Raw genomic sequence first — 20,331 nt, forward strand, 5'->3', positions numbered from 1 at the left:
CTCGCCAGCTTCGCATGCCCCCCCCCCCCCCCCCCCTCCCCCGCCCCCCCCCCCCCCCCCCCCCCCCCCCCCCCCACGCCATTCACACGGCGTGTGCGCGCCGGACCCGCATATGCCTCTCGCACACTCTCCTCACGCGCCCACCAGGCGAGTTGACTCAGCATGCGCATGCAAGGGATGTGAGACGACTACGGAAAGGAGCGGACTTGTGACCGCCGATCCCGAGCATCCCGTCGTCCATGGAGAACTCGCTGAGTTACGCCGCCGACTCGACGTGGCCTACGCACGCGTCGAGGGCGGGCTGGCGCTGCTCAGCCATCGCACCGAGGAGACGGCCAAGGAGCTGGACGAACTGCACACCCGCATCATCTCGCTCGAACACGCACGCTGGCCGCTGCCCGCCGTCGCCGCCCTCACGGCGGTGGGCGCGCTGGTCGTGGCGGTCTGGCAGGCCCTGGGGCACTAGCCCACCGCTCGGCCACAGGTCAGGGCATCGCGTCCTGACCGAGCCTGAGGTGGTGCAGGAGCAGTAACGCGGCCGCCATGTTGGCGGCCGGGACCTCCCCGCGAGCGACCATGTCGGGGACGAGTTTGAGGGGAACCCATTCCCGGCGGTCCGACTCGAAGTCGTCCACGGGGTGCCCGACGTACTCGCCCTCGTCGGCCCAGTAGACGTGGTGCCGCGCGTCGGTGAGCCCGTTGGAGGGCTCGACGCTCATGAGATGGCGCAGAGGTCCCGGCCGCCAGCCGGTCTCCTCCTCGAGTTCGCGGGCCGCCGCGTCGGCGATGTCCTCGCCGTCCTCGACGACGCCCGCCGCGAGTTCCCACCCCCAGCTGTCGGTGATGAAGCGGTGCCGCCACAGCAGCAGCACCTCGTTGGCCTCGTTGACGACGGTGGCCACGGCGACGGGCCGCAGCCGTATCAGGAAGTGGTCGAGGTGCCGGCCGTCCGGCAGCTCGACATCCGCCAGGTTGACGCTGAACCAGCGGTTTTCATACACAGTTTGTTCGTTCTGTTTCGTCCACTGCATGGTTCTGCCACCTTCCGCCGAGTAAGGGGCAATATCGCAGCAGGAGCGTCGTCCCAGCAGGCTCACAGCGGCGCACGCCCGGCGCAGCGCCGGGCGCAGTCGTCGGGGCCGGCGGACATCGCTCGGCTTTCATGCGGTGGGTGGGGCGGTGACTACAGCGGTACGCGCAGGGCCCCGTCGATGAGTTCGGCGGCCTCGGCCGTTCCGGCGCAGCCGCTGCGGACCAGGTGTTCGCGCACCGCCCGGAGTCTGTCGCGCAGGCGCATGGACTCCATTCCGCGCGCCCGCTCCGCCATCTCCACCGCGGTGGCCACCGCCTTGTCGGCGTTGCCCTGACGCAGTTCGATCTGGCTGAGCATGGCGAGACGGTGCACCCGGCCCCGGTCGTGCGCGGGCGTGTCGACGGCGGCCGCGGCGTGCTCGCCGGCCGCCGCCAGGTCGCCGAGGCTCAGCAGCGCCTCGGCGACCTGGACGTTGACCAGGCCGGGCTGGACGTAGCCGGTCTCGTCCGGTTCGTGGCCGCGCCGGATGCGTTCGGCGGCCGACTCGGCCCGCCGGATGCAGGACAGCGCTCCCGATGCGTCCCCGAGGTGCGCGTACGCCTTCGCCTGCATGGCGTACAGATCGGAGCCGAGCGCCGGGGTGATCTGCTTGCCCGCGGCGCGCAGCGCGGCCTCGGCGAAGGCCACGGCCTGCCGGTACTCCTTCATGAACAGCGACTGGTTGACCAGCAGGGCTATGACGTACGCGCCGAGCCCCCGGTCCCCGCTGGCCTTCGCCAGGCGCAGGGCCTGGTGGAAGTAGCGCTGGGCGAGGCCGTGCGCGTCGGAGTCGTACGCGCAGATGCCGGCGATCGCGACGAGTCCCCCGGTGGCGCGGTGCAGTTGGCGGCCCATGGCGTCGGTGTAGCCGCCGCGCAGCAGCGGTGCCGTCTCGGCGTTGAGGAAGCCGACGATGCGGGCGCGGGTGGCTATGCCGCCGGCCTTGCGGTACATCTGCTCGTAGTGGGCGCGGGCGGCGCGCAGCATGTCGATGTCGGCCGGGGTGACCCGGTGGCGGCCGCCGCGGGAGACGTCCACGTCCTCCGGCGGGTTCTCCCACTCCCACACGGGCATCACGGCGGGCGTGCCCGTCACCGCCGGGGCGCCCAGGATGTGGGGGCGCTGCTGCTCGTCGGAGCGCCACAGGGCGGTGGCGCGCTCGACGAAGCCGGACAGGCTGGAGCCGTGGGTCGCGGCCGGTTCTCCGGGCACTCCGAGGCCGATGTCGTCGAGGGTCACCGGGCGGTGCAGCCGGGCCGCGAGCACCTCGCAGATCAGGTCGGGCACCTGGCCGCGCGGGCGCTGGCCCTTCAACCACCGTGCCACGGCCGTGTGTTCGTACCTCAGCGCGAGGCCGCGCGCCCGCCCGGCCTGGTTGACGTGCGCGGCCAGTCCCGCGTGGGAGATTCCGGCCTCGTCGAGGATCGCGTCGAGCAGAGTGTTGGGCTGCATGGGTGCACTCCGGTGGCTCGGTTTCGCCAGGGTAGTGCGAACCGCTTCACACGGGGTGTGAACGGAGTACGCGAATCCGGCCTGTGCGTGCGCTGTCGCGGAGAGTTTCCGGCCGCTTGACTTGAAAACCCTCGCAAGAGGCCGGCCGGGCCGCCGGCTCCCCCTCGTACAGTGCGGCGGCCCGCTCCGCGCCGTCCGCCCGGCCGCCTGCCCGACACTCCGTGGCGGGGCGGACGGCTCCGCCGGCGGGGCTGAGCGGCTGAGCGCCGGGTACCGCGGGTCGTTCGTCGGCTGCGGTCCGATGTGGTTTCTCGCCCAGTTCCCCGCGCCCCCAAAGGGGTGCGGGGAACTGCGCGATCAGCCGCCGACCACCCGCGGCCGACACCCGACCCGCAGTCCCCCGGCGCTCGCCGGGCCTAGCTCCGCAGCACGGCCCCGGTGCGCTCAGCGGCCAGCGCGACCGCCGCGTCGCGCGCGGCGGACGCCTCGTCCACCGTGAGCGTGCGGTCGGAAGCGCGGAAGCGCAGCGCGTACGCCAGCGACTTGCGCCCCTCCCCGAGCTGCTCGTCGTTCTCGTAGACGTCGAACAGCCGGATGGACTCGAGGAGTTCACCGGCGCCCTCGCGCAGCGCGGCCTGGACCTCCGCCTGCGGCACCGGCTTGTCCACGACGAGCGCGACGTCCTGCGTGGCGACCGGGAACGTGGAGATGCCGGGCGCCTGCGGGGTGCCGTCGCCGGCCGTCTCCAGCGCGTCCAGGTTCAGCTCCATCGCGCAGGTGCGCTCGGGCAGCCCCAGTGCCTTCACCACCCGCGGGTGCAGTTCGCCCGCGTGGCCCACGACCCGCTCGGCGCCGTCGGCGACGACCGCGAGCTCGGCGCAGCGGCCCGGGTGCCACGGCCCGTACTGGCCCTTGCGGACGATCAGCTCGGTCCCCGCCTCACGGGCCACGGTCCGGGCGGCCTCCACCGCGTCGGCCCAGTCGCCCGGACGGCCCTTGCCCCACCAGCCGGCCTGCTCGCGGGCGCCCGCGAGGACGACGGCCACGTGGCGCGGCTGCTCGGGCAGCACGGCGTTCAGCGCGGCGATCTCGTCGTCGGTGGGACGCCGGTCGACGGGCAGGTGCCCGGCCGCGCGCTGCTCCTCGCGCGGGTGGAAGACCAGCCCGGTCTCGAACAGCGCCAGGTCGTGCGAGCCGCGGCCGTCGTTGCGGCGCAGCGCGCCGAGCAGGCCGGGCAGCAGCGACGTGCGCAGCGCCGGCTCCTCGTCGCTGAGCGGGTTGACCAGCTCGACGACCCGGCGGGCCGGGTCGTCGGCCTCGAGGAGGAACTGGTCGAAGACCTGCTCGCTGACGAACGGGTAGTTCGGCGCCTCGACGTAACCGGCCCCGGCCAGCGCCCGGCCGACGCGGCGGTGCAGCCGCTGGCGGTGGGTCAGGCCCCGGCCCGAGGGGGGCTTCGGCAGCGTGGAGGGCAGGTTCTCGTAGCCCTCCAGCCGGATGACCTCCTCCGCCAGGTCGTTGCGGTCGCTCAGGTCGGGCCGCCAGGACGGCACGGTGACGATCAGCTCGTCCTGCCCGTACACGTCGCAGCCGACCTCCTGCAGGCGCCGTACGACGGTCTCACGGCCGTAGTGGACGCCCGCGACCCGGTCCGGGTGGTCGGCCGGCATGGCGATGGTGTGCGGCGCGGACGGCGCGATGATCTCGGTGACGCCGGCGTCGGCGGTACCGCCCGCGAGCAGCACCAGCAGGTCCACCGTGCGCTGCGCGGCGGCGGCCGCGGCCAGCGGGTCGACGCCGCGCTCGAAGCGGCGGGAGGCCTCCGTGGACAGCTTGTGGCGGCGCGCGGTGCGGGCGATGGAGACCTGGTTGAAGTGCGCGGCCTCGATGACGATCTCGGTGGTGGCGTTCTCCGCGTCGTCGTGGTCGGCGATCTCGGTGTTCGCACCGCCCATGACGCCGGCGAGGCCGATCGGGCCGCGCTCGTCGGTGATCACGAGGTCCTCGGTGTGCAGGGTGCGCGTGACGCCGTCGAGGGTGGTGAACTTCTCGCCCTCCTCGGCGCGGCGCACGCCGATCGCGCCCTGGACCAGCTTGCGGTCGTAGGCGTGCAGCGGCTGGCCCATCTCCATCATCACGTAGTTGGTGATGTCGACGGCGAGCGAGATCGGGCGCATGCCGACCTTCTGCAGCCGGCGCTGCAGCCAGATCGGGGAGCGGGCCTCGGGGTCGACGCCGGTCACCGTGCGGGCGGTGAAGCGGTCGCAGCCGAGCGGCTCGGAGATCTGGACCGGGTGGCCGAACGCGTTCGGCGCCGGTACGTCGAGCAGGGCCGGGTCGCGCAGCGGCAGGCCGTAGGCGATGGCGGTCTCGCGGGCGACACCGCGGATCGACAGGCAGTCGCCGCGGTTGGCGGTCACGGCGATGTCGAGCACCTCGTCGACCAGCTCCAGCAGCTCGATCGCGTCCTTGCCGACCTCGGTCTCCGGCGGCAGCACGATGATGCCCTTGGTGCCGTCCTCGCCCATGCCCAGCTCCTCGCTGGAGCAGATCATGCCGTGCGAGTTCCGGCCGTAGGTCTTGCGCGCGGAGATCGCGAACCCGCCGGGCAGCACGGCGCCCGGGAGGACCACGACGACCTTGTCGCCGACGGAGAAGTTGCGGGCGCCGCAGACGATCTCCTGGGGCTCGCCGGTGCCGTTGGCCTGACCGACGTCGACGGTGCAGAAGCGGATCGGCTTCTTGAAGCCCTCCAGCTCCTCGATGCTCAGCACCTGGCCCACGACCAGCGGACCCTTGAGGTCGGCGCCGAGGTGCTCGACGGTCTCGACCTCCAGGCCGGCCGAAATCAGTTTGGCCTGCACATCGCGCCCGGTCTCCGTCGCCGGCAGGTCGACGTACTCCCGCAGCCAAGAAAGCGGGACCCGCATCAGATCTCCATCCCGAACGGCCGGGTGAACCGGACGTCACCTTCGACCATGTCTCGCATGTCCTCGACGTTGTGGCGGAACATCAGCATCCGCTCGATGCCGAACCCGAAGGCGAAGCCGCTGTACTTCTCCGGGTCGACGCCGCAGGCGGTGAGCACCCGCGGGTTGACCATGCCGCAGCCGCCGAGCTCGATCCAGCCCTCGGACGAGCAGGTGCGGCAGGGCCGGTCGGGGTTGCCGACGGACTCGCCGCGGCAGACGTAGCACACCATGTCCATCTCGGCGGACGGCTCGGTGAACGGGAAGAAGTTCGGCCGCAGCCGGGTCTTCATGCCCTCGCCGAACAGCGACTGGACCATGTGGTCCAGGGTGCCCTTGAGGTCGGCCATGGTCAGGCCCTCGTCGACGGCGAGCAGCTCGACCTGGTGGAAGACGGGGGTGTGGGTGGCGTCCAGCTCGTCGGTGCGGTACACGCGGCCGGGGCAGATCACGTAGACCGGCAGCTCGCGGTCGAGCAGGGAGCGGATCTGCACGGGCGAGGTGTGGGTGCGCAGCACGACACCGGATTCCGAGCCGCCGTCGGGCGCCTGCACGAAGAAGGTGTCGGCCTCGCCGCGGGCCGGGTGGTCCGGGCCGATGTTGAGGGCGTCGAAGTTGAACCACTCGGCCTCGACCTCGGGCCCCTCGGCGACCTCGTAGCCCATGGCCACGAAGATGTCCTCGATGCGCTCGGACAGGGTGGTCAGCGGGTGGCGGGCGCCCGCGGGCACACGGTCGTAGGGCAGCGTGACGTCCACCGACTCCTCGACCAGCACGCGGGCGTCCCGCTCGGCCTCCAGCTCTGCCTGGCGGGCGGCGAGGGCCTTGTTCACGGCGCCGCGGGCCTGGCCGACGCGCTTGCCGGCGTCGGCCTTGGCGTGCGGGGGCAGGGCGCCGATCTCGCGGTTGGCGAGAGCCAGCGGTGAGGCGGGGCCGGTGTGGGCGACCTTGGCCTCGTGGAGCGCGTCGAGGGAATCCGCGGCGGCGAAGGCGGCGAGCGCCTCGTCCCGCATGCGCTCGATCTCTTCCGGTTTCAAGGCCTCGACCTCGACAGGGTCGTACGACTTATTGGGTGCCGACATCTCTTCCCGTGCTTCCGATTGGCTGGCTGACGGTCCCCGTGATCGACTCGTGGACGAATCGTCTCCGGAACTGGGACGCAAAGGTGCCAATGGCCGAGTCTAACGGGGCTGGGGAAAGTGAATGCGCCCGTGGGTTGCTCAGGCCCACCCGTCGCCCACCACCGCCCTGTACGACGCTGCGCGACACCCTATAAAAAGGCCGGTGCCCCCACGGGCAACGTAAATCGGAACTCGGCGCCGCCGCCGCGGGCGCGGCCGACCGTGATGGTGCCGCCGTGGGCCTCGACGATGCCCTTGACGATGTAGAGCCCGAGGCCCGTGCCACCGCGCTTGCTGCCCCGCCAGAAGCGGGTGAAGACGCGGTTCATGGATTCCTCCGGGATGCCTGGGCCCTCGTCGCTCACCGTGACCGACGTGCCGGCGTCCTCCCCTTCGCGGGGGGACGCCGAGGGCGTGATGTCGATGGTGACGGTTCCCTCGCCGTGGCGCACGGCATTTTCGAGGAGGTTGCTGAGCACCTGGTCGATCTTGTCGGGGTCGGCCCAGAGGGCGGGCAGGGGCTGCTCGATGCGCAGCAGGAAACGGTCGGCGGGCTGGCCGGCGGCGACGTACGCCTGGATGTGCCGCCCGACGGCCGCTCCTATGTCGACGGGCTGACGGCGCACCTCCAGCCGTCCGGAGTCGATCCGCGAGATGTCCAGCAGCTCGGCGATCAGCCGGGTGACCCGGTCCGCGTCGGCGTCGACGGTCTCCAGCATGAGCCGCTTCTGGTCGTCGGTGAAGCGTTCCCACTTGGCGAGGAGCGTGGCGGTGAAGCCCTTGACGGAGGTCAGCGGGGAGCGCAGTTCGTGGGCCACCGTGGCGATCAGCTCGGCGTGGCTGCGCTCGGTGCGGCGGCGGGCCTCGGTGTCGCGCAGGGAGACGACGACGCGGCGGATGGGCCCGGTGGGGTGGGTGCGTACGTAGCGGGCGGAGACGAGGACCTCGCGTCCCCCGGGCAGCAGCAGGTTGCGCTCCGGCTGGCGTACCCGGATCGCGAGCCCGCCGTAGGGGTCGGTGAGCTGCCACCAGCGCCGCCCCTCCAGGTCCTCTAATGGCAGGGCCGCCTCGAGCCGCTGTCCGAGGGCGGCGGCGGCGCGGACGGCGGTGATGCGTTCGGCGGCGGCGTTGAAGCAGATCACGCGCGCGTGCTCGTCGGCGATCACGAGTCCGTCGGGGAGTTCGTCCGGGTCGATGCCGAGCTCGGCGAGTTCGCCGCCGCGCCGGGACCCGGGCACGCGGTGCGCTGCCCGTGCCTCCGGTGCTCTGCTCGTGCCGACCCTCATCCCCGTACCCCACCTCTCATCAGGCCGTGGGCCCCGAGCCCGCCACCCTACTAGCCGTGAGTGACGGAGCGGCACCCTCCGGGGGCGCGCTGTGCACGGGCGGACGCATAGAGACATACGGCCGCGGCGGTCGCGAGGTTCAGGCTTTCGGCCCTTCCGTGGATGGGCACCCGGACGACGGCGTCGGCCAGCTCCCGCGTCTCCTCGGGCAGGCCCCACGCCTCGTTGCCGAACACCCACGCGGTGGGCACCCCCATGGTGCCCTTGTCGAGCTCGTCGTCGAGGTCGTGGTCGCCGGCGCCGTCGGCGGCGAGGATGCGTACGCCGGCGTCCTTGAGTCCGGCCACGGCGCGCTCGACGGGGACGCCGACGGCGACCGGCAGGTGGAAGAGCGAGCCGACGGAGGCGCGGACGGCCTTGGGGTTGTACAGGTCGACGGAGGCGTCGGTGAGGACGACGGCCTCGGCACCGGCGGCGTCGGCGCACCGCAGGACGGTGCCGGCGTTACCCGGGTCACGCACGTGGGCGAGGACGGCGACCAGGCGGGGGCGGGCCTTGAGGACCGCGTCGAAGTCGGTGTCCAGGAACCGGCAGATCCCGACGAGGCCCTGTGGGGTGACGGTGGTGGAGATGTCGGCGATGACCTGCTCGGCGGCGAGGTGGACGCGGGCGCCGGCGTCACGGGCGGCGCCGACGATGTCCGGGTAGCGCTCGGCGGCCTCCGGGGTGACGAACAACTCGACGAGGGTCGCCGTGCCCCCGCTCCGGTGCCCGGCCGCCTCCCGGACGGCCTGCGGCCCCTCCGCGAGGAACAGCCGCTCCTTGCCCCGGAAGTTCCGCTTCGCGAGCCGGCGGGCGGCGCCGACGCGGGGGGAACGGGGGGAGATGAGCTCGGGGGTGGCGGGGGGCATGCGGTTCACTTTCGGAAGTCCAGGGTTCTCTGTGGCGTGACAGCCATCTCTTCTCCGCCGCGACGGCGCCCCGCCACGACGACGGATCCGGGTGTCCTCCACGCCTTGAAGCGGTGAGAGGCCGAACCGTCCGGTGCGACGCGCAGCGTGTCGACCCGTGCCGCCCCTCGGGCATCCCCAGGGCCGCCCTTGGGGCACCCCGGGCCGTCAAGCCACTGCGGGAGGCACGACTGCACACGGCCGCACAGGCCCGGGCGTGCCGCGGCCGTGCGCAGCGCAACGCCCCGACGCAGTCGGACCCGCAGGCTCGCAGCCTGCGGGTCCGTTTCACGTCCGGCTAGAGCCGGCGCAGCGTCACGCCGCCTTCGGCGCGTTCACGTCCGACGGCAGGGCCTTCTGCGCGACCTCGACGAGCGCGGCGAACGCGTTCGCGTCGTTGACCGCCAGCTCGGCCAGGATCTTGCGGTCGACCTCGATGTTCGCGGCCTTCAGACCCTGGATGAAGCGGTTGTAGGTGATCCCGTTGGCGCGGGCGGCGGCGTTGATGCGCTGGATCCACAGCTGACGGAAGTCGCCCTTGCGCTTCTTGCGGTCGTTGTAGTTGTAGACCAGCGAGTGGGTGACCTGCTCCTTGGCCTTGCGGTACAGGCGCGAACGCTGACCGCGGTAGCCGGAGGCCTGCTCGAGGATCGCCCGGCGCTTCTTGTGGGCGTTGACTGCCCGCTTGACGCGTGCCACTTGTTGACTCCTTGTAGCGGGGCCGTGGTGGTCTTCACACGGCCCGAATCGATTGGGTCCCGGTCCTGACGTGGGTACGGCGCGGACTGATCAGAAGATCAAGCGCCGTCCCGTCACTTGCCGAGAAGCTTCTTGATCTTCTTGGCGTCGCCCGGGGCCATCTCGGCGTTGCCGGTGAGGCGACGCGTCAGACGGGACGACTTGTGCTCGAGCAGGTGGCGCTTGCCGGCGCGCTCACGGAGCACCTTGCCGGAGCCGGTGACCTTGAAGCGCTTGCTGGCACCGCTGTGCGACTTGTTCTTCGGCATAGCGCCGTTCTCTCCTCGTCGGTGGCGCTCCGGTGCCCGGTCGCGAAAACCGGGCACGATGGAGCGTCGCTCTTGTATCGGTTACGTCCTGGGACTGGCGTCCCGGGTCCGGGGTCCGTACGGCCGCCTCACGGTGGTCGTACGTCCGTACGTCCGGCTCCCCCGGGGCTCACGCCCCGGGATCAGGCCTCGGCGGATGCCTCGGCCGGGGCCTCGGCGGTCTCGGCGTCGGCGGCGTTCTGCGAGCGGCCGGGGTTGGCCTTCGCGGACGCCTTGCGGGCCTCCTGCGCCTGACGGGCCTCGGCCATCGCCTCGGTCTTCTTCTTGTGCGGACCGAGAACCATGATCATGTTGCGGCCGTCCTGCTTCGGGTTCGACTCCACGAAACCGAGGTCCTGGACGTCCTCCGCGAGACGCTGCAGCAGTCGGTAGCCCAGCTCGGGGCGGGACTGCTCGCGGCCACGGAACATGATCGTGATCTTGACCTTGTCGCCCTGCTTGAGGAACCGGACGACGTGACCCTTCTTGGTGTCATAGTCGTGCGGGTCGATCTTCGGCCGGAGCTTCATCTCCTTGATGACCGTGTGCGCCTGGTTCTTGCGCGCCTCACGGGCCTTCATGGCCGACTCGTACTTGAACTTCCCGTAGTCCATGAGCTTGCACACGGGCGGACGGGCGTTCGCCGCGACCTCGACCAGGTCCAGGTCGTACTCCTGCGCAAGCTCCAGTGCCTTGGCAAGCGGCACGATGCCGACCTGCTCGCCACTGGGACCGACAAGTCGCACCTCGGGAACGCGAATCCGGTCGTTGATGCGGGGCTCGGCGCTGATGGATCCTCCTCGGTAGCACCTACGACCGCCTGGCGGACGGCCGCGTATATGTCTGGGTTGACATAAGGACCAACCATCGCGGCGCATGAAAAATGCCCCGGACGGGACACAGGCGGGACTCCGAACGTTCCGGAGCACCGCCGCGGTGGACCGCGGGGCGCGCTTTCGGGCGACTCCACCGTCCGTACGGAACGGTGGTGGCCGCCTGACCGGTGACCCGCCGCCCCTCGGGGCGGCCAGGTGGGAGATCGGAGCCTCCACTTGCGGGCCGGGCACACTGTCGGGCGCGTCCGGCCGGTCGTCACTCAAGGCTAGCAGCTTCGGCCACCCAGGGCTAATTGAGGCGGACCCGCCCCCGGCACCTATCGTGTGGGGCATGAGTGACACCTCCCCCTCGGAATCCGAGGCTCCCACGGAGTCCCCGGCTTCCGCCGCGACCCCCGACTTCGACGCCATGACCCGCGACATCGCGGAGGTGCCCGCGGTCGAGGTGATCGTGACGGTCGCCGTCAACCTGATGAGCGCCGCCGCCGTGAAGCTCGGTCTGACCGAGGAGGGCGACAAGTACAAGGACCTGGACGAGGCGCGCAAACTGGTGCACGCCCTCGCCGGGCTGCTCGACGCGAGCGCGACGGAGATCAGCTCCTTCCACGCGGCGCCGTTGCGCGACGGCCTGAAGTCGCTGCAGCTCGCGTTCCGCGAGGCGTCGGTCGTCCCGGACGAGCCGGGCCAGGGCCCGGGTGAGAAGTACACCGGGCCGGTCTACGGCTAGTGCTGTGAAAGGTTTGCCGGGAAGCTCGCGGCGTCCGGTGCGGTACATCGCAAGGCGGAGCATCGCCCGCGTACTGGATGTACTCGGGTGATGCGACAACGCGGCGAGGTGCCGTGCCGGGCGTCGCGAGCCGGTGAACCTTTCCGGTCACAGCACTAGCTCACGATCGTTCCCGATTGAACAGGGGCTCGCCCGGGGGCGTCGCTCCGGCCGGCAGAACTGCCAGGTCGAGGCCGCGCACCAGGCGGGCCCTCAGTGTCTCGTCGGAGGCCATGCGCTCGGCCACCGCGCGCGCGGCCCCGGCCGGGCTCGCGGCCGGGTCGAGGACGAGCGCCAGGATGCCGTCCGCCCGGCCGGGGCCGAGGTAGGCGCGCTGCACGGCGGGCTCCGCGGCCACGGCGGCGCGTACGGCGTCGGTGACGGCCGGGTCGGCGAGCGGGTCGGTCGTCGTACGGCCCTCGGCGAGGGCCAGCAGCGCGGGGCCGGACAGCTCGAACGGCACCGGCCCGGACAGGTCCAGGACGATCGTGTCGGCCTTCTCGTGCGCGGCGGCCTGGAGGGCCTGGTGCAACGGGACGGCGACCGGGCGGGCCGCGGGGTCCCAGCGGGCCAGCGCCTCGGTGGACGTGAAGGCGGGCAGGGCGGTCCGGCCGCCGGCCTTCAGGGTGGGTACGGCCATCTCGCTGGTCTTCTCGCGGCGCAGTCCCCTCTCGTCCTCCTCCGCCTCGCCGAGGACGGCCACCACGGGCACGAGGAGCCGCGCGCCCTTCAGCGCCTCCAGGACGGGCCCCACGGCGCTGCGGTCCTCGGCCCAGGCGGCGAGCGCGGCGCTCAGCCGGGGGTCGGCGGAGCCGTCGTCGTCGGAGAAGCCGGAGTCGGGAATGTTCTTGTTCGCCACGGTCACCGACCCTATCGGGGGGTCCCCGCGGGGGTCGTGCCGCCCCTGAGACCCGACGCGGACCGCTCTCACGCGTTTCTGAGCGTCCCCTGACGCATGTCTCACGCCCGTCCCACGGCATGCACAGGACGGGCACCGAGCATCGGCGGCCATGGATTCCCCGAGAACCCGCCGTCGTCGCCGCCGCGCCCGCGCCTCCCGGCGCCGGTCCTTCGCCTGTACGGCGCTGGCGGCGGCCGTCGTGGCCGGCGGGGCGGCCACGGGGACGGCGTACCTGAGGATGCGGGCGCACGCCGGCGCGGGCGCCGTATCGTCGCCGTCGTCGGTGACGCCCCCGGCGTCCGCCTCGACGAGCCGGGAGGCATCGGTGGGACCTTCCGCGGAACCCTCGGTGGACCGGGACGCGCTGCTGGAGCGGGCGATGAGCCAGGTGACCGTCGAGGACGGGGCCCGTGTGGCCGTGGCGGTGCTGTCGATGGACTCCGGCCGCAGCGCCGCGTACGGGGACGGCACCTTCGACACGGCGAGCATCGTGAAGGTGGACATCCTGGCGACGCTGCTGCTCCAGGCGCAGGACGCCGGCCGGCACCTGACCCCGCAGGAGAAGTCGTACGCCACCGCGATGATCGAGGACAGCGACAACGCCTCCGCGTCGGCGCTGTGGACCGCGATCGGGGGCGCCGACGGCCTGGACGGCGCGAACAAGCGCTTCGGCCTGACGGACACGGTCGGTGGTGAGGGCACGCTGTGGGGGCTGACGCAGACCACGGCAGCGGATCAGCTCACCTTGCTCGAGCAGGTGTTCGGGGACGACTCGCGGCTGAGCGAGGCCTCGCGGTCCTACCTGCGGGGGCTCATGGGCGCCATCGCCGAGGACCAGCGGTGGGGGGTCTCCGCGGCGGCGGACGGCTCCGCGTGGGCGCTGAAGAACGGATGGCTGCCGCGGAGCACGACCGGGCTGTGGGACGTCAACAGCATCGGGCGGGTGACGGCCGGGGGGCGCGACTACCTGGTGGCGGTGTTGTCCGACGGGAACTCGACGAAGGACAAGGGGATTTCGGTGGTGGAGGCCGCGGCGCGAGCGGCGGTGGCCGTGTCGGCCGCGTTCGAGTGAGGACGCCGCATCGACCGCCGGGTCCCCCTACGGCGCGCTTCTGCGGCTCCTCCACAGCAGTACCGAAGCGACCAGCAGCGCCACGCCCAGGGTCCCCGCCAGCGGGCCCGCCCAGCCCGGGGAGTCGGATGCGGCGCCGGCCGGGTCCGGGCCGGGGCCGAAGTACTCCTTGCCGTAGGCCACCGCGTGCAGGTCGTCCGGTCTGAGGCCGGCCGCGGCCTTGACGGCCGCCGCGGGGTCGATGAAGCCGAAGCCGCGGGAGTCGTCCCGGCCGCCGGTCGGGGCGTTGCGGGCCGTCTTCTCCAGGAGTTGCTTGATCTGGGCCGGGCTGAGTCCCGGATGGGCCGCCTTGATGAGCGCCACGGCGCCCGAGACGAACGCGGAGGCCGCGCTCGTGCCCCAGCCCTCGTAGTACCTGCGGTCCGGGTCGGCGATGACGACGTCGACGCCGGGGGCGCTGACCGTGGCGTACCAGCGGCGGGTGGAGAAGGAGGCGCGGGTGCCGTAGCGGTCGACGGCGGTGGCGGCGATGACGCCCGGGTAGGCCGCCGGGTACGAGGTGTGGTCGCCCAGTTCACCGCCGTTGCCGGCCGAGGCGACGACGACCGTGCCCTTCTTCAGGGCGTACTGGATCGCCTCGTCCTCGGCCGCTTCGGGGTGCGCCGAGTCGGAGTCGTCGCCGAGGGAGAGGTTGATGACGTCGGCGCCGTGGTCGGCGGCCCAGCGGATGCCCTCGGCGAGGGCGTTGCCGCGGGTGTTGCGGGCCTTGGTACGGGCCGGGTCGCCGTCCTCGAGGATGACGCGGACGGGGAGGATCTTCGCCTCCGGAGCGACGCCGATGACGCCGTCGGTGTCGTCGATGCCGTGGCCGTGTCCGGCGATGATGCCGGCCATGGCCGTGCCGTGCCGGGCCCAGGCGCGGTCGCCGCGCTCGGCGCCGAAGCCGACCAGGTCCTTGGCGGGCAGGACGTTGCCCGCCAGGTCGGGGTGGGTGGCGTCGACGCCGGTGTCCAGGACGGCGACGGTGATGCCCCTGCCCTTGGTCGTCTGCCAGACCTGCTGGAGGTGCAGGGCGTCCAGGGCCCACTCCTGGGCTTGTATGCCGTCGGCGTGGGCGGCGGTGGCGGGCAGCAGGGCGAGGGCGCCGGCGAGGAGGAGGGTGAGCAGGCGGGCGCCGGCCGTACGGGCGCTCATGAGGGCTTCTCCGTGGCCGAGGTGAAGGTCTTGCGCAGCACCGCCTCGATGCGGTCGGCGAGGCCGGCGGCGTCGTTGCCGAGCCCCGCTTGGGCGGGGGCGGTGGTGGCGCCGGTCTTCATCGCGTCCTGGGCGGGCTGGGGTTCGGTGACGGTGCGGCCGTCGGCGAAGCCGGAGACGGCGTAGACGACGACGGGGGCGTCGGTGAGGACGGATATCGTCCAGGAGGCGCGCTGGTCGTCGCCGAAGCCCGCCGCGACGGTGCCCTTGGCCGCGTACGGGCGGGGCATGAGGTCGGTGCGGCGGTCCAGGCCCTCCTCCTTGAAGCGGCCGGCGAGGGCGCTCATGGCGGCGGCGTCGGCCCGCGTGAACAGCAGGCCCACGGTGGTGACCTGACTGCGGGTCGCGTCGGTGTAGGTGGCGCGCAGCAGGCGCAGACAGCCGGCGGGGGCGAGTGCCTTGCGCAGGAGAGGGTCGAAGGCGTCCGTGCAGCCGCTGTCGGGGGCGACGGCGATGCGGGTCCAGGTGCGGTCGGCGCCGCCGGGGCCCGCGCCCGGGCCCTGGACGGTGGGCGGGAAGAGCCGGTCGACGGGCACGCTGTGCCACAGGGTTCCGGCGACGGCGTACGCGCCCCGCGCACCGTTCGGCGAGTCGTCCCCGGTGAGCCAACTGCCGGTCGCGGCGCCGCCGATGAGCCCGAGCCCGAGGACGAGGCAGACGGCGGACGCGGCGACCCGGGGGTGGACGCGGACGGCGAAGGACCGCGGCCGGGGGGTGTCGAGACCGCGGGTGTCGGGCTGGGCGAGGGTCACGAAGGGGCGCGCGGGTTCGGCGGGCCGCAGCCGCGCGGTGGTCTCCACGATGCCGGCGGCGTCGGTCCCGGGGGCGGCTCCGACGGTCGGGGGCGCGTCGGGGAAGCGCGCGGTGGCCACCGGCGGGGGCGGTCCGGGGGGTTCGGCGTGCCGGTCGGGGGCCGTGAACCGGCGGGATCCGGGGGCGGGCCGCGCCGACGGCGCCCGGTCACCACCGGCCGCGCCCTCGGAGCCGCCCGGCGGCCGCTGGGGGGCGCTCGCACCGAGCCTGAACGGCCGCGTGACACCACCGCTCCGGCCGGACCCGCCGACGGCACCGGGCGCGGCCGCGGAACGGTCCGCACCGGAACGCACCGAGGTCCCGCCGGCACCGGACCGGCCGACCGCATCGCCCCCACCGGAACCGGCCGAAGGACGGGCAGCGCCCGAACGAGCCGAACTGCCACCCGCACTGGACCGGCTCGGCGCATCGACTCCGCCCGGTCGTGCCGACGGAGTGTTCAGGCCGGGCCGTGCGGAAGGGCCGACCGTGTTCGGACGCCGCGAGGGAGGCTCCGTGCCGTGCCGCGCGCCGGAGCCGTCCACGTCGGCGCCCGTCGAACGGCTGTCCACCGGGCGCGCCGCGGAAGCGCGCACGCCGTACCCGGCCACAGCGGGGTGCCCGGGTGCGTGCGGCGGCTGCTCCGGGCGGGGCGGGGCCGACGGGGAAGGCGTACGGGCAGGCGGTGTTCGCCGCGGGTCGGGGGCCTGCGGACCGGACGGGGCCGGGGCCGCGGGCGGCTGCTCCGGGCGGGGCGGGACCGTTCGGGCCGAGCCGTTGCGCTGCGCCGGGTGCGGTCGGTCGTCTCCGGCCGCGGGCGTGCCGTTCGTGCCCGCAGGCGGGAAAGCCGGCGGCGTCGAGGGGCGCGGCGGAGGCAGGGGAGCGGCGGAGCGCGTCGTCGGCCGGGGCGGTGTGCCCGGCTCGTCCGGTGCCGTCGACGGGCGACGCGGAGTCGTGGGTTCGCCCGGAGGCGTGGCCGGGCGGGGCGGGGTCGTGGGGCGCGGAGGGATGGAGGCGCGGTGCGCTTCCGTGCTCATGCACCCCCCGTTTCGTTGTCGCCGGGCCGCCCGGGGTCCCCCCGGGTGTTCGACCGCCCAGGGCGGACGGCCGGTACGCGTGGTGCGGACGCCGGCCGGTCCCGTTCTGGGCAGGCATACCCGCGCGGGCGGGCGCCCATCCCAGGCGTACGCGCCCGGGCGGATCAACCGCTTCCCCACGTGCGCGTCACTCTACGGGTTGATCCGCCTCGAACGGGAACCGGTCCACGTCACCGGCGGCATCTGCCCGGATCGTCCCCCTACCCTGCGGTAATCGCATCTGGCAGGCTGCGTTCATGACTGCCCGCGCCGCAGACCGGGCCCGCTACGACCGGGCCACCGCTCATCTCGACGCCCCTGTCGCGATCGTGGACCTGGAGGCGTTCGACGCGAACGCCGACGACCTCCTCCGCCGGGCCGGCGGCAAGCCGATCCGGGTCGCCAGCAAGTCCGTGCGCTGCCGTGCCCTGCTCGAACGCGTGCTGGCCCGGGAGGGGTTCGCGGGCGTCATGTCCTTCACGCTCGCCGAGTCCCTGTGGCTGGCCCGCTCCGGTTTCGACGACGTCCTGCTCGCCTACCCGTCGGCCGACCGGCAGGGTTACGCCGAGCTGACGAGCGACCCCAAGCTCGCCGCCGCCGTCACCGTGATGATCGACGACCCGGCCCAGTTGCGCCTCATCGACGACGCCCGCCGGGGCGGCGCCGAAGAGGTGCGCGTCTGCCTGGAGTTGGACACCTCGCTGAAGCTGCTCGGCGGCCGGGTCCGCGTCGGCGCGCGCCGCTCGCCGCTGCACTCCCCCGAGCAGGTCGCGGAGATGGCCCGCACGGTGGTCCGCACGCCGGGTTTCCGGCTGGTGGGCATCATGGCGTACGAGGGCCATGTCGCGGGTGTCGGCGATGCGGTGGCGGGCCGTCCGCTGCGGTCGCGTGCCATCCGGCTGATGCAGGCCACGGCGCGCAGGGAGCTCGCCGGACGCCGGGCCGAGGTGGTGCGCGCCGTCCGGGCCGTCGCGCCGGACCTGGAGTTCGTCAACGGCGGCGGCACGGGGAGCGTCCAGTACACGGCCGCCGAGGACGCGGTGACCGAGATAGCGGCGGGCTCGGGGCTGTACGTGCCGCGGCTGTTCGACAACTACACCTCGTTCCGCGGGCGTCCGGCGGCGCTGTTCGCCATGCCGGTGGTGCGCAGGCCCGGGGTGGGGGTGGTGACCGTGCTGGGCGGCGGCTACCCCGCGTCGGGCGCGGCGGGCCCCGACCGGCTGCCCGTGCCGTATCTGCCCGAGGGGCTGGCGTACGACCCGCAGGAGGGGCCCGGCGAGGTGCAGACGCCGTTGCTGGGCGCTGCCGCCGACGACCTGCTCATCGGGGACAAGGTGTGGTTCCGGCACGCCAAGGCGGGCGAGCTGTGCGAGCGTTTCGACGCCCTCCACCTGGTGGAGGGCGACCGGGTCACGGCGACCGTGCCGACGTACCGCGGCGAGGGGCACACCTTCCTGTGACGTGACCACCCGGACCGGCCCGGGGGCGGTCCCGGCGGCGTTCCTCGGGCCGCCCCCGGTGCCGCCGTGAGCGCCGTGAGCCGGTCACGGGTCCGAGGCCCTACAGGGGCGTGACGTACGCTCCGGAGATTCCGCCGTCCACCAGGAAGTCGGTGGCGTTGACGAAGGACGAGTCGTCGCTGGCGAGGAACGCGACCGCCGCGGCGATCTCCTCGGCCTCCGCGAACCGGCCGACGGGGATGTGCACCAGGCGGCGCGCGGCCCGCTCGGGGTCCTTGGCGAACAGCTCCTGCAGCAGTGGGGTGTTGACCGGCCCGGGGCACAGGGCGTTGACGCGGATGCCCTCCCGCGCGAACTGCACGCCCAGTTCGCGGGACATGGCGAGGACGCCGCCCTTGGAGGCGGTGTACGAGATCTGCGAGGTGGCCGCGCCCATCCGTGCCACGAACGACGCCGTGTTGATGATGGAGCCCTTGCCCTGGCGCCGCATGTAGGGGATCGCCGCCTTGCAGCACAGGTAGACGGAGGTCAGGTTGACCTCCTGCACCCGCTTCCAGGCCTCCAGGCCCGTCTCGAGGATGGAGTCGTCGTCGGGCGGGGAGATGCCGGCGTTGTTGAAGGCGATGTCGACGGTGCCGTAGGTGTCGTAGGCGGCCTTGAACAGCGCCTCCACCTGCTCGGGGTCGGTGACGTCGACCTTCACGAACAGGCCGCCCACTTCCTCGGCGGCGGCCTTGCCGCGGGTCTCGTCGACGTCGCCGCAGACGACGTTCGCGCCCTCGGCGGCGAGCCTGCGCGCGCTGGCGAGACCGATGCCGCTGCCGGCACCGGTGACGACGGCGGTGCGGCCGACCAGGCGGCGGCAGATGCTGTCAGAGGTCTGCGAGGTCACTGTCACTGTGCGGGGCCCTCCGTGCTGATAAAGACGTTCTTGGTCTCGGTGAAGGCGGTCAGGGCGTCCGGGCCGAGTTCGCGGCCGATCCCCGACTGCTTGAAGCCGCCGAAGGGGGTCCAGTAGCGGACGCTGGAGTGGGAGTTGACGGACAGGTTGCCGGCGCGGACGGCCTGGGAGACGCGCAGCGCGCGGCCGACGTCCCGGGTCCAGATGGAGCCGGAGAGCCCGTACGGCGTGTCGTTGGCGAGGCGGATCGCGTCGGCCTCGTCCTCGAAGGGCAGGACGACGGCGACCGGGCCGAACACCTCCTCGACCGCCACGCGCGCCTGCGGGTCGACGCCGGTGAGGACGGTCGGCGGGAACCAGAAGCCCGGGCCCTCGGGTGCCTTGCCGCGGATCCCTTCGGCGTCCGCGGGGACGTAGGAGCGGACGCGCTCCAGTTGGGGCCTGGAGATCAGCGGGCCCATCTGCGTGTTCTCGTCGGCCGGGTCGCCGACGAGAACGGACTCGACGGCGGGGGCGAGGAGGTCCAGGAAGCGGTCCCAGGCGGAGCGCTGGACGAGAATGCGGGTGCGGGCGCAGCAGTCCTGGCCGGAGTTGTCGAGGAACGACATGGGGGCGGTGGCCGCGGCGGCCTCGAGGTCGGCGTCGGCGAAGACGATGTTGGGGCTCTTGCCGCCGAGTTCGAGAGTGACGCGCTTGAGCAGGGCCGAGCCCTTCGCCAACACCTGTTTGCCCACGGTCGTCGATCCGGTGAAGACGATCTTCGCCACGCCCGGGTGCTCGACGAGCGCGGCGCCCGCGACCGGGCCGTGGCCGGGCAGCACCTGGAACAGCCCCTCGGGCAGGCCTGCCTCCAGCGCCAGTTCGGCCAGGCGCAGTGCGGTGAGGGGGGTCGTCTCGGCGGGCTTGAGGAGCACCGCGTTGCCGGCCGCGAGCGCCGGGGCGGTGCCCCAGGCGGCGATCGGCATCGGGAAGTTCCAGGGTGCGATGACGCCCACGACACCGAGCGGTTCGAGGAACGTGACGTCCAGGCCGCCGGGGACCGGGATCTGCCGTCCGGTCAGGCGCTCCACTCCCCCGGCCGCGTAGTCGAGCAGGTCGCGGACGTTGCCGGCCTCCCAGCGGGCGTTGCCGACCGTGTGTCCCGCCTCGCGGACCTCCAGCCGCGCGAGTTCCTCCAGGTGCTCGTCGACGGTGACGGCGAACCGGCGCAGCAGCCGGGCCCGGTCGCCGGGTGACAGCGCGGCCCACCGGGACTGGGACCGCGCGGCACGTACGACGGCGGCGTCCACGTCGGCCGCGGTGGCGGCGGGGACGGTGGCGACGACCTCCTCGGTGGCCGGGTTGAGCACCTGCAGATCGAGCTCGTGCGACACGGAA

Annotated in this window: 18 protein-coding genes; 4 read left to right on the top strand and 14 right to left on the bottom strand. The window is 73.1% G+C overall.

The annotated features are described in order from the left end of the window. The first annotated feature begins 208 nt into the window (after window positions 1–208). The gene (locus tag ACZ4SW_RS09095) at window positions 209–466 is read left to right on the top strand and encodes a hypothetical protein (protein ID WP_468239912.1); all 258 of its coding nucleotides are present in this window, start codon (window positions 209–211) and stop codon (window positions 464–466) included. 19 nt (window positions 467–485) lie between these two features. On the opposite strand, the gene ACZ4SW_RS09100 is transcribed toward ACZ4SW_RS09095, so the two are convergent. From ACZ4SW_RS09100 to infC, 9 genes are all read right to left on the bottom strand, one after another. Next, window positions 486–1,031 carry an NUDIX hydrolase gene (locus ACZ4SW_RS09100; protein ID WP_200421293.1) on the bottom strand — a complete coding sequence of 182 codons (546 nt, stop codon included), beginning with the start codon at window positions 1,029–1,031 and terminating at the stop codon, window positions 486–488. Window positions 1,032–1,183: 152 nt separating this feature from the next. Next, the gene (locus ACZ4SW_RS09105) at window positions 1,184–2,524 is read right to left on the bottom strand and encodes a transcriptional regulator (protein ID WP_468239915.1); all 1,341 of its coding nucleotides are present in this window, start codon (window positions 2,522–2,524) and stop codon (window positions 1,184–1,186) included. A gap of 416 nt (window positions 2,525–2,940) precedes the next feature. Next, complete coding sequence (pheT, locus tag ACZ4SW_RS09110) at window positions 2,941–5,454, bottom strand: phenylalanine--tRNA ligase subunit beta (RefSeq protein ID WP_468239918.1); 2,514 nt, start codon at window positions 5,452–5,454, stop codon at window positions 2,941–2,943. After that, window positions 5,454–6,575 carry a phenylalanine--tRNA ligase subunit alpha gene (gene pheS, locus ACZ4SW_RS09115; RefSeq protein ID WP_468239920.1) on the bottom strand — a complete coding sequence of 374 codons (1,122 nt, stop codon included), beginning with the start codon at window positions 6,573–6,575 and terminating at the stop codon, window positions 5,454–5,456. Before pheS ends, pheT begins: the two co-directional genes overlap by 1 nt. A gap of 188 nt (window positions 6,576–6,763) precedes the next feature. Further along, window positions 6,764–7,900, bottom strand: coding sequence for a sensor histidine kinase (locus tag ACZ4SW_RS09120; protein WP_468239923.1), 1,137 nt, complete (start codon window positions 7,898–7,900; stop codon window positions 6,764–6,766). A 50-nt stretch (window positions 7,901–7,950) separates the two neighbouring features. Further along, window positions 7,951–8,811 carry a TrmH family RNA methyltransferase gene (locus tag ACZ4SW_RS09125; RefSeq protein ID WP_468239925.1) on the bottom strand — a complete coding sequence of 287 codons (861 nt, stop codon included), beginning with the start codon at window positions 8,809–8,811 and terminating at the stop codon, window positions 7,951–7,953. A 354-nt stretch (window positions 8,812–9,165) separates the two neighbouring features. Then, entirely contained in the window at window positions 9,166–9,549 is a 384-nt protein-coding gene (gene rplT / locus ACZ4SW_RS09130; RefSeq protein WP_016642495.1) for a 50S ribosomal protein L20, read from the bottom strand. Between the two features lie 113 nt (window positions 9,550–9,662). After that, the gene (gene rpmI / locus ACZ4SW_RS09135) at window positions 9,663–9,857 is read right to left on the bottom strand and encodes a 50S ribosomal protein L35 (protein ID WP_007829094.1); all 195 of its coding nucleotides are present in this window, start codon (window positions 9,855–9,857) and stop codon (window positions 9,663–9,665) included. 182 nt (window positions 9,858–10,039) lie between these two features. Then, on the bottom strand, window positions 10,040–10,687 hold the full coding sequence (infC, locus tag ACZ4SW_RS09140; RefSeq protein WP_468240336.1) for a translation initiation factor IF-3: 648 nt from the start codon (window positions 10,685–10,687) through the stop codon (window positions 10,040–10,042). 376 nt (window positions 10,688–11,063) lie between these two features. On the opposite strand from infC, the gene ACZ4SW_RS09145 reads away from it, so the two are divergent. Then, complete coding sequence (locus ACZ4SW_RS09145; protein WP_468239928.1) at window positions 11,064–11,459, top strand: DUF1844 domain-containing protein; 396 nt, start codon at window positions 11,064–11,066, stop codon at window positions 11,457–11,459. A 160-nt stretch (window positions 11,460–11,619) separates the two neighbouring features. Here the strand turns inward: ACZ4SW_RS09145 and ACZ4SW_RS09150 are convergent, their stop codons facing one another. After that, the gene (locus tag ACZ4SW_RS09150; RefSeq protein ID WP_468239931.1) at window positions 11,620–12,357 is read right to left on the bottom strand and encodes an SseB family protein; all 738 of its coding nucleotides are present in this window, start codon (window positions 12,355–12,357) and stop codon (window positions 11,620–11,622) included. 151 nt (window positions 12,358–12,508) lie between these two features. On the opposite strand from ACZ4SW_RS09150, the gene ACZ4SW_RS09155 reads away from it, so the two are divergent. After that, entirely contained in the window at window positions 12,509–13,471 is a 963-nt protein-coding gene (locus tag ACZ4SW_RS09155) for a serine hydrolase (protein ID WP_468239934.1), read from the top strand. A gap of 27 nt (window positions 13,472–13,498) precedes the next feature. Here the strand turns inward: ACZ4SW_RS09155 and mycP are convergent, their stop codons facing one another. Both mycP and ACZ4SW_RS09165 read right to left on the bottom strand, forming a co-directional pair. Beyond that, the gene (gene mycP, locus ACZ4SW_RS09160) at window positions 13,499–14,665 is read right to left on the bottom strand and encodes a type VII secretion-associated serine protease mycosin (RefSeq protein WP_468239937.1); all 1,167 of its coding nucleotides are present in this window, start codon (window positions 14,663–14,665) and stop codon (window positions 13,499–13,501) included. Then, on the bottom strand, window positions 14,662–15,597 hold the full coding sequence (locus ACZ4SW_RS09165) for a hypothetical protein (protein WP_468239940.1): 936 nt from the start codon (window positions 15,595–15,597) through the stop codon (window positions 14,662–14,664). Before ACZ4SW_RS09165 ends, mycP begins: the two co-directional genes overlap by 4 nt. A 1,253-nt stretch (window positions 15,598–16,850) precedes the next feature. On the opposite strand from ACZ4SW_RS09165, the gene ACZ4SW_RS09170 reads away from it, so the two are divergent. Further along, complete coding sequence (locus ACZ4SW_RS09170) at window positions 16,851–18,053, top strand: amino acid deaminase/aldolase (protein WP_468239943.1); 1,203 nt, start codon at window positions 16,851–16,853, stop codon at window positions 18,051–18,053. A gap of 100 nt (window positions 18,054–18,153) precedes the next feature. Here ACZ4SW_RS09170 and ACZ4SW_RS09175 read toward each other — a convergent pair whose 3' ends face one another. Together ACZ4SW_RS09175 and ACZ4SW_RS09180 are read right to left on the bottom strand one after the other, a co-directional pair. Then, window positions 18,154–18,945, bottom strand: a complete 792-nt coding sequence (locus ACZ4SW_RS09175; RefSeq protein ID WP_468240338.1) for a 3-oxoacyl-ACP reductase — start codon at window positions 18,943–18,945, stop codon at window positions 18,154–18,156. A gap of 2 nt (window positions 18,946–18,947) precedes the next feature. After that, entirely contained in the window at window positions 18,948–20,327 is a 1,380-nt protein-coding gene (locus ACZ4SW_RS09180) for an aldehyde dehydrogenase family protein (RefSeq protein WP_468239945.1), read from the bottom strand. Between the last annotated feature and the right edge of the window lie 4 nt (window positions 20,328–20,331).

The sequence above is a fragment of the Streptomyces sp. NPDC028331 genome (assembly GCF_055565775.1).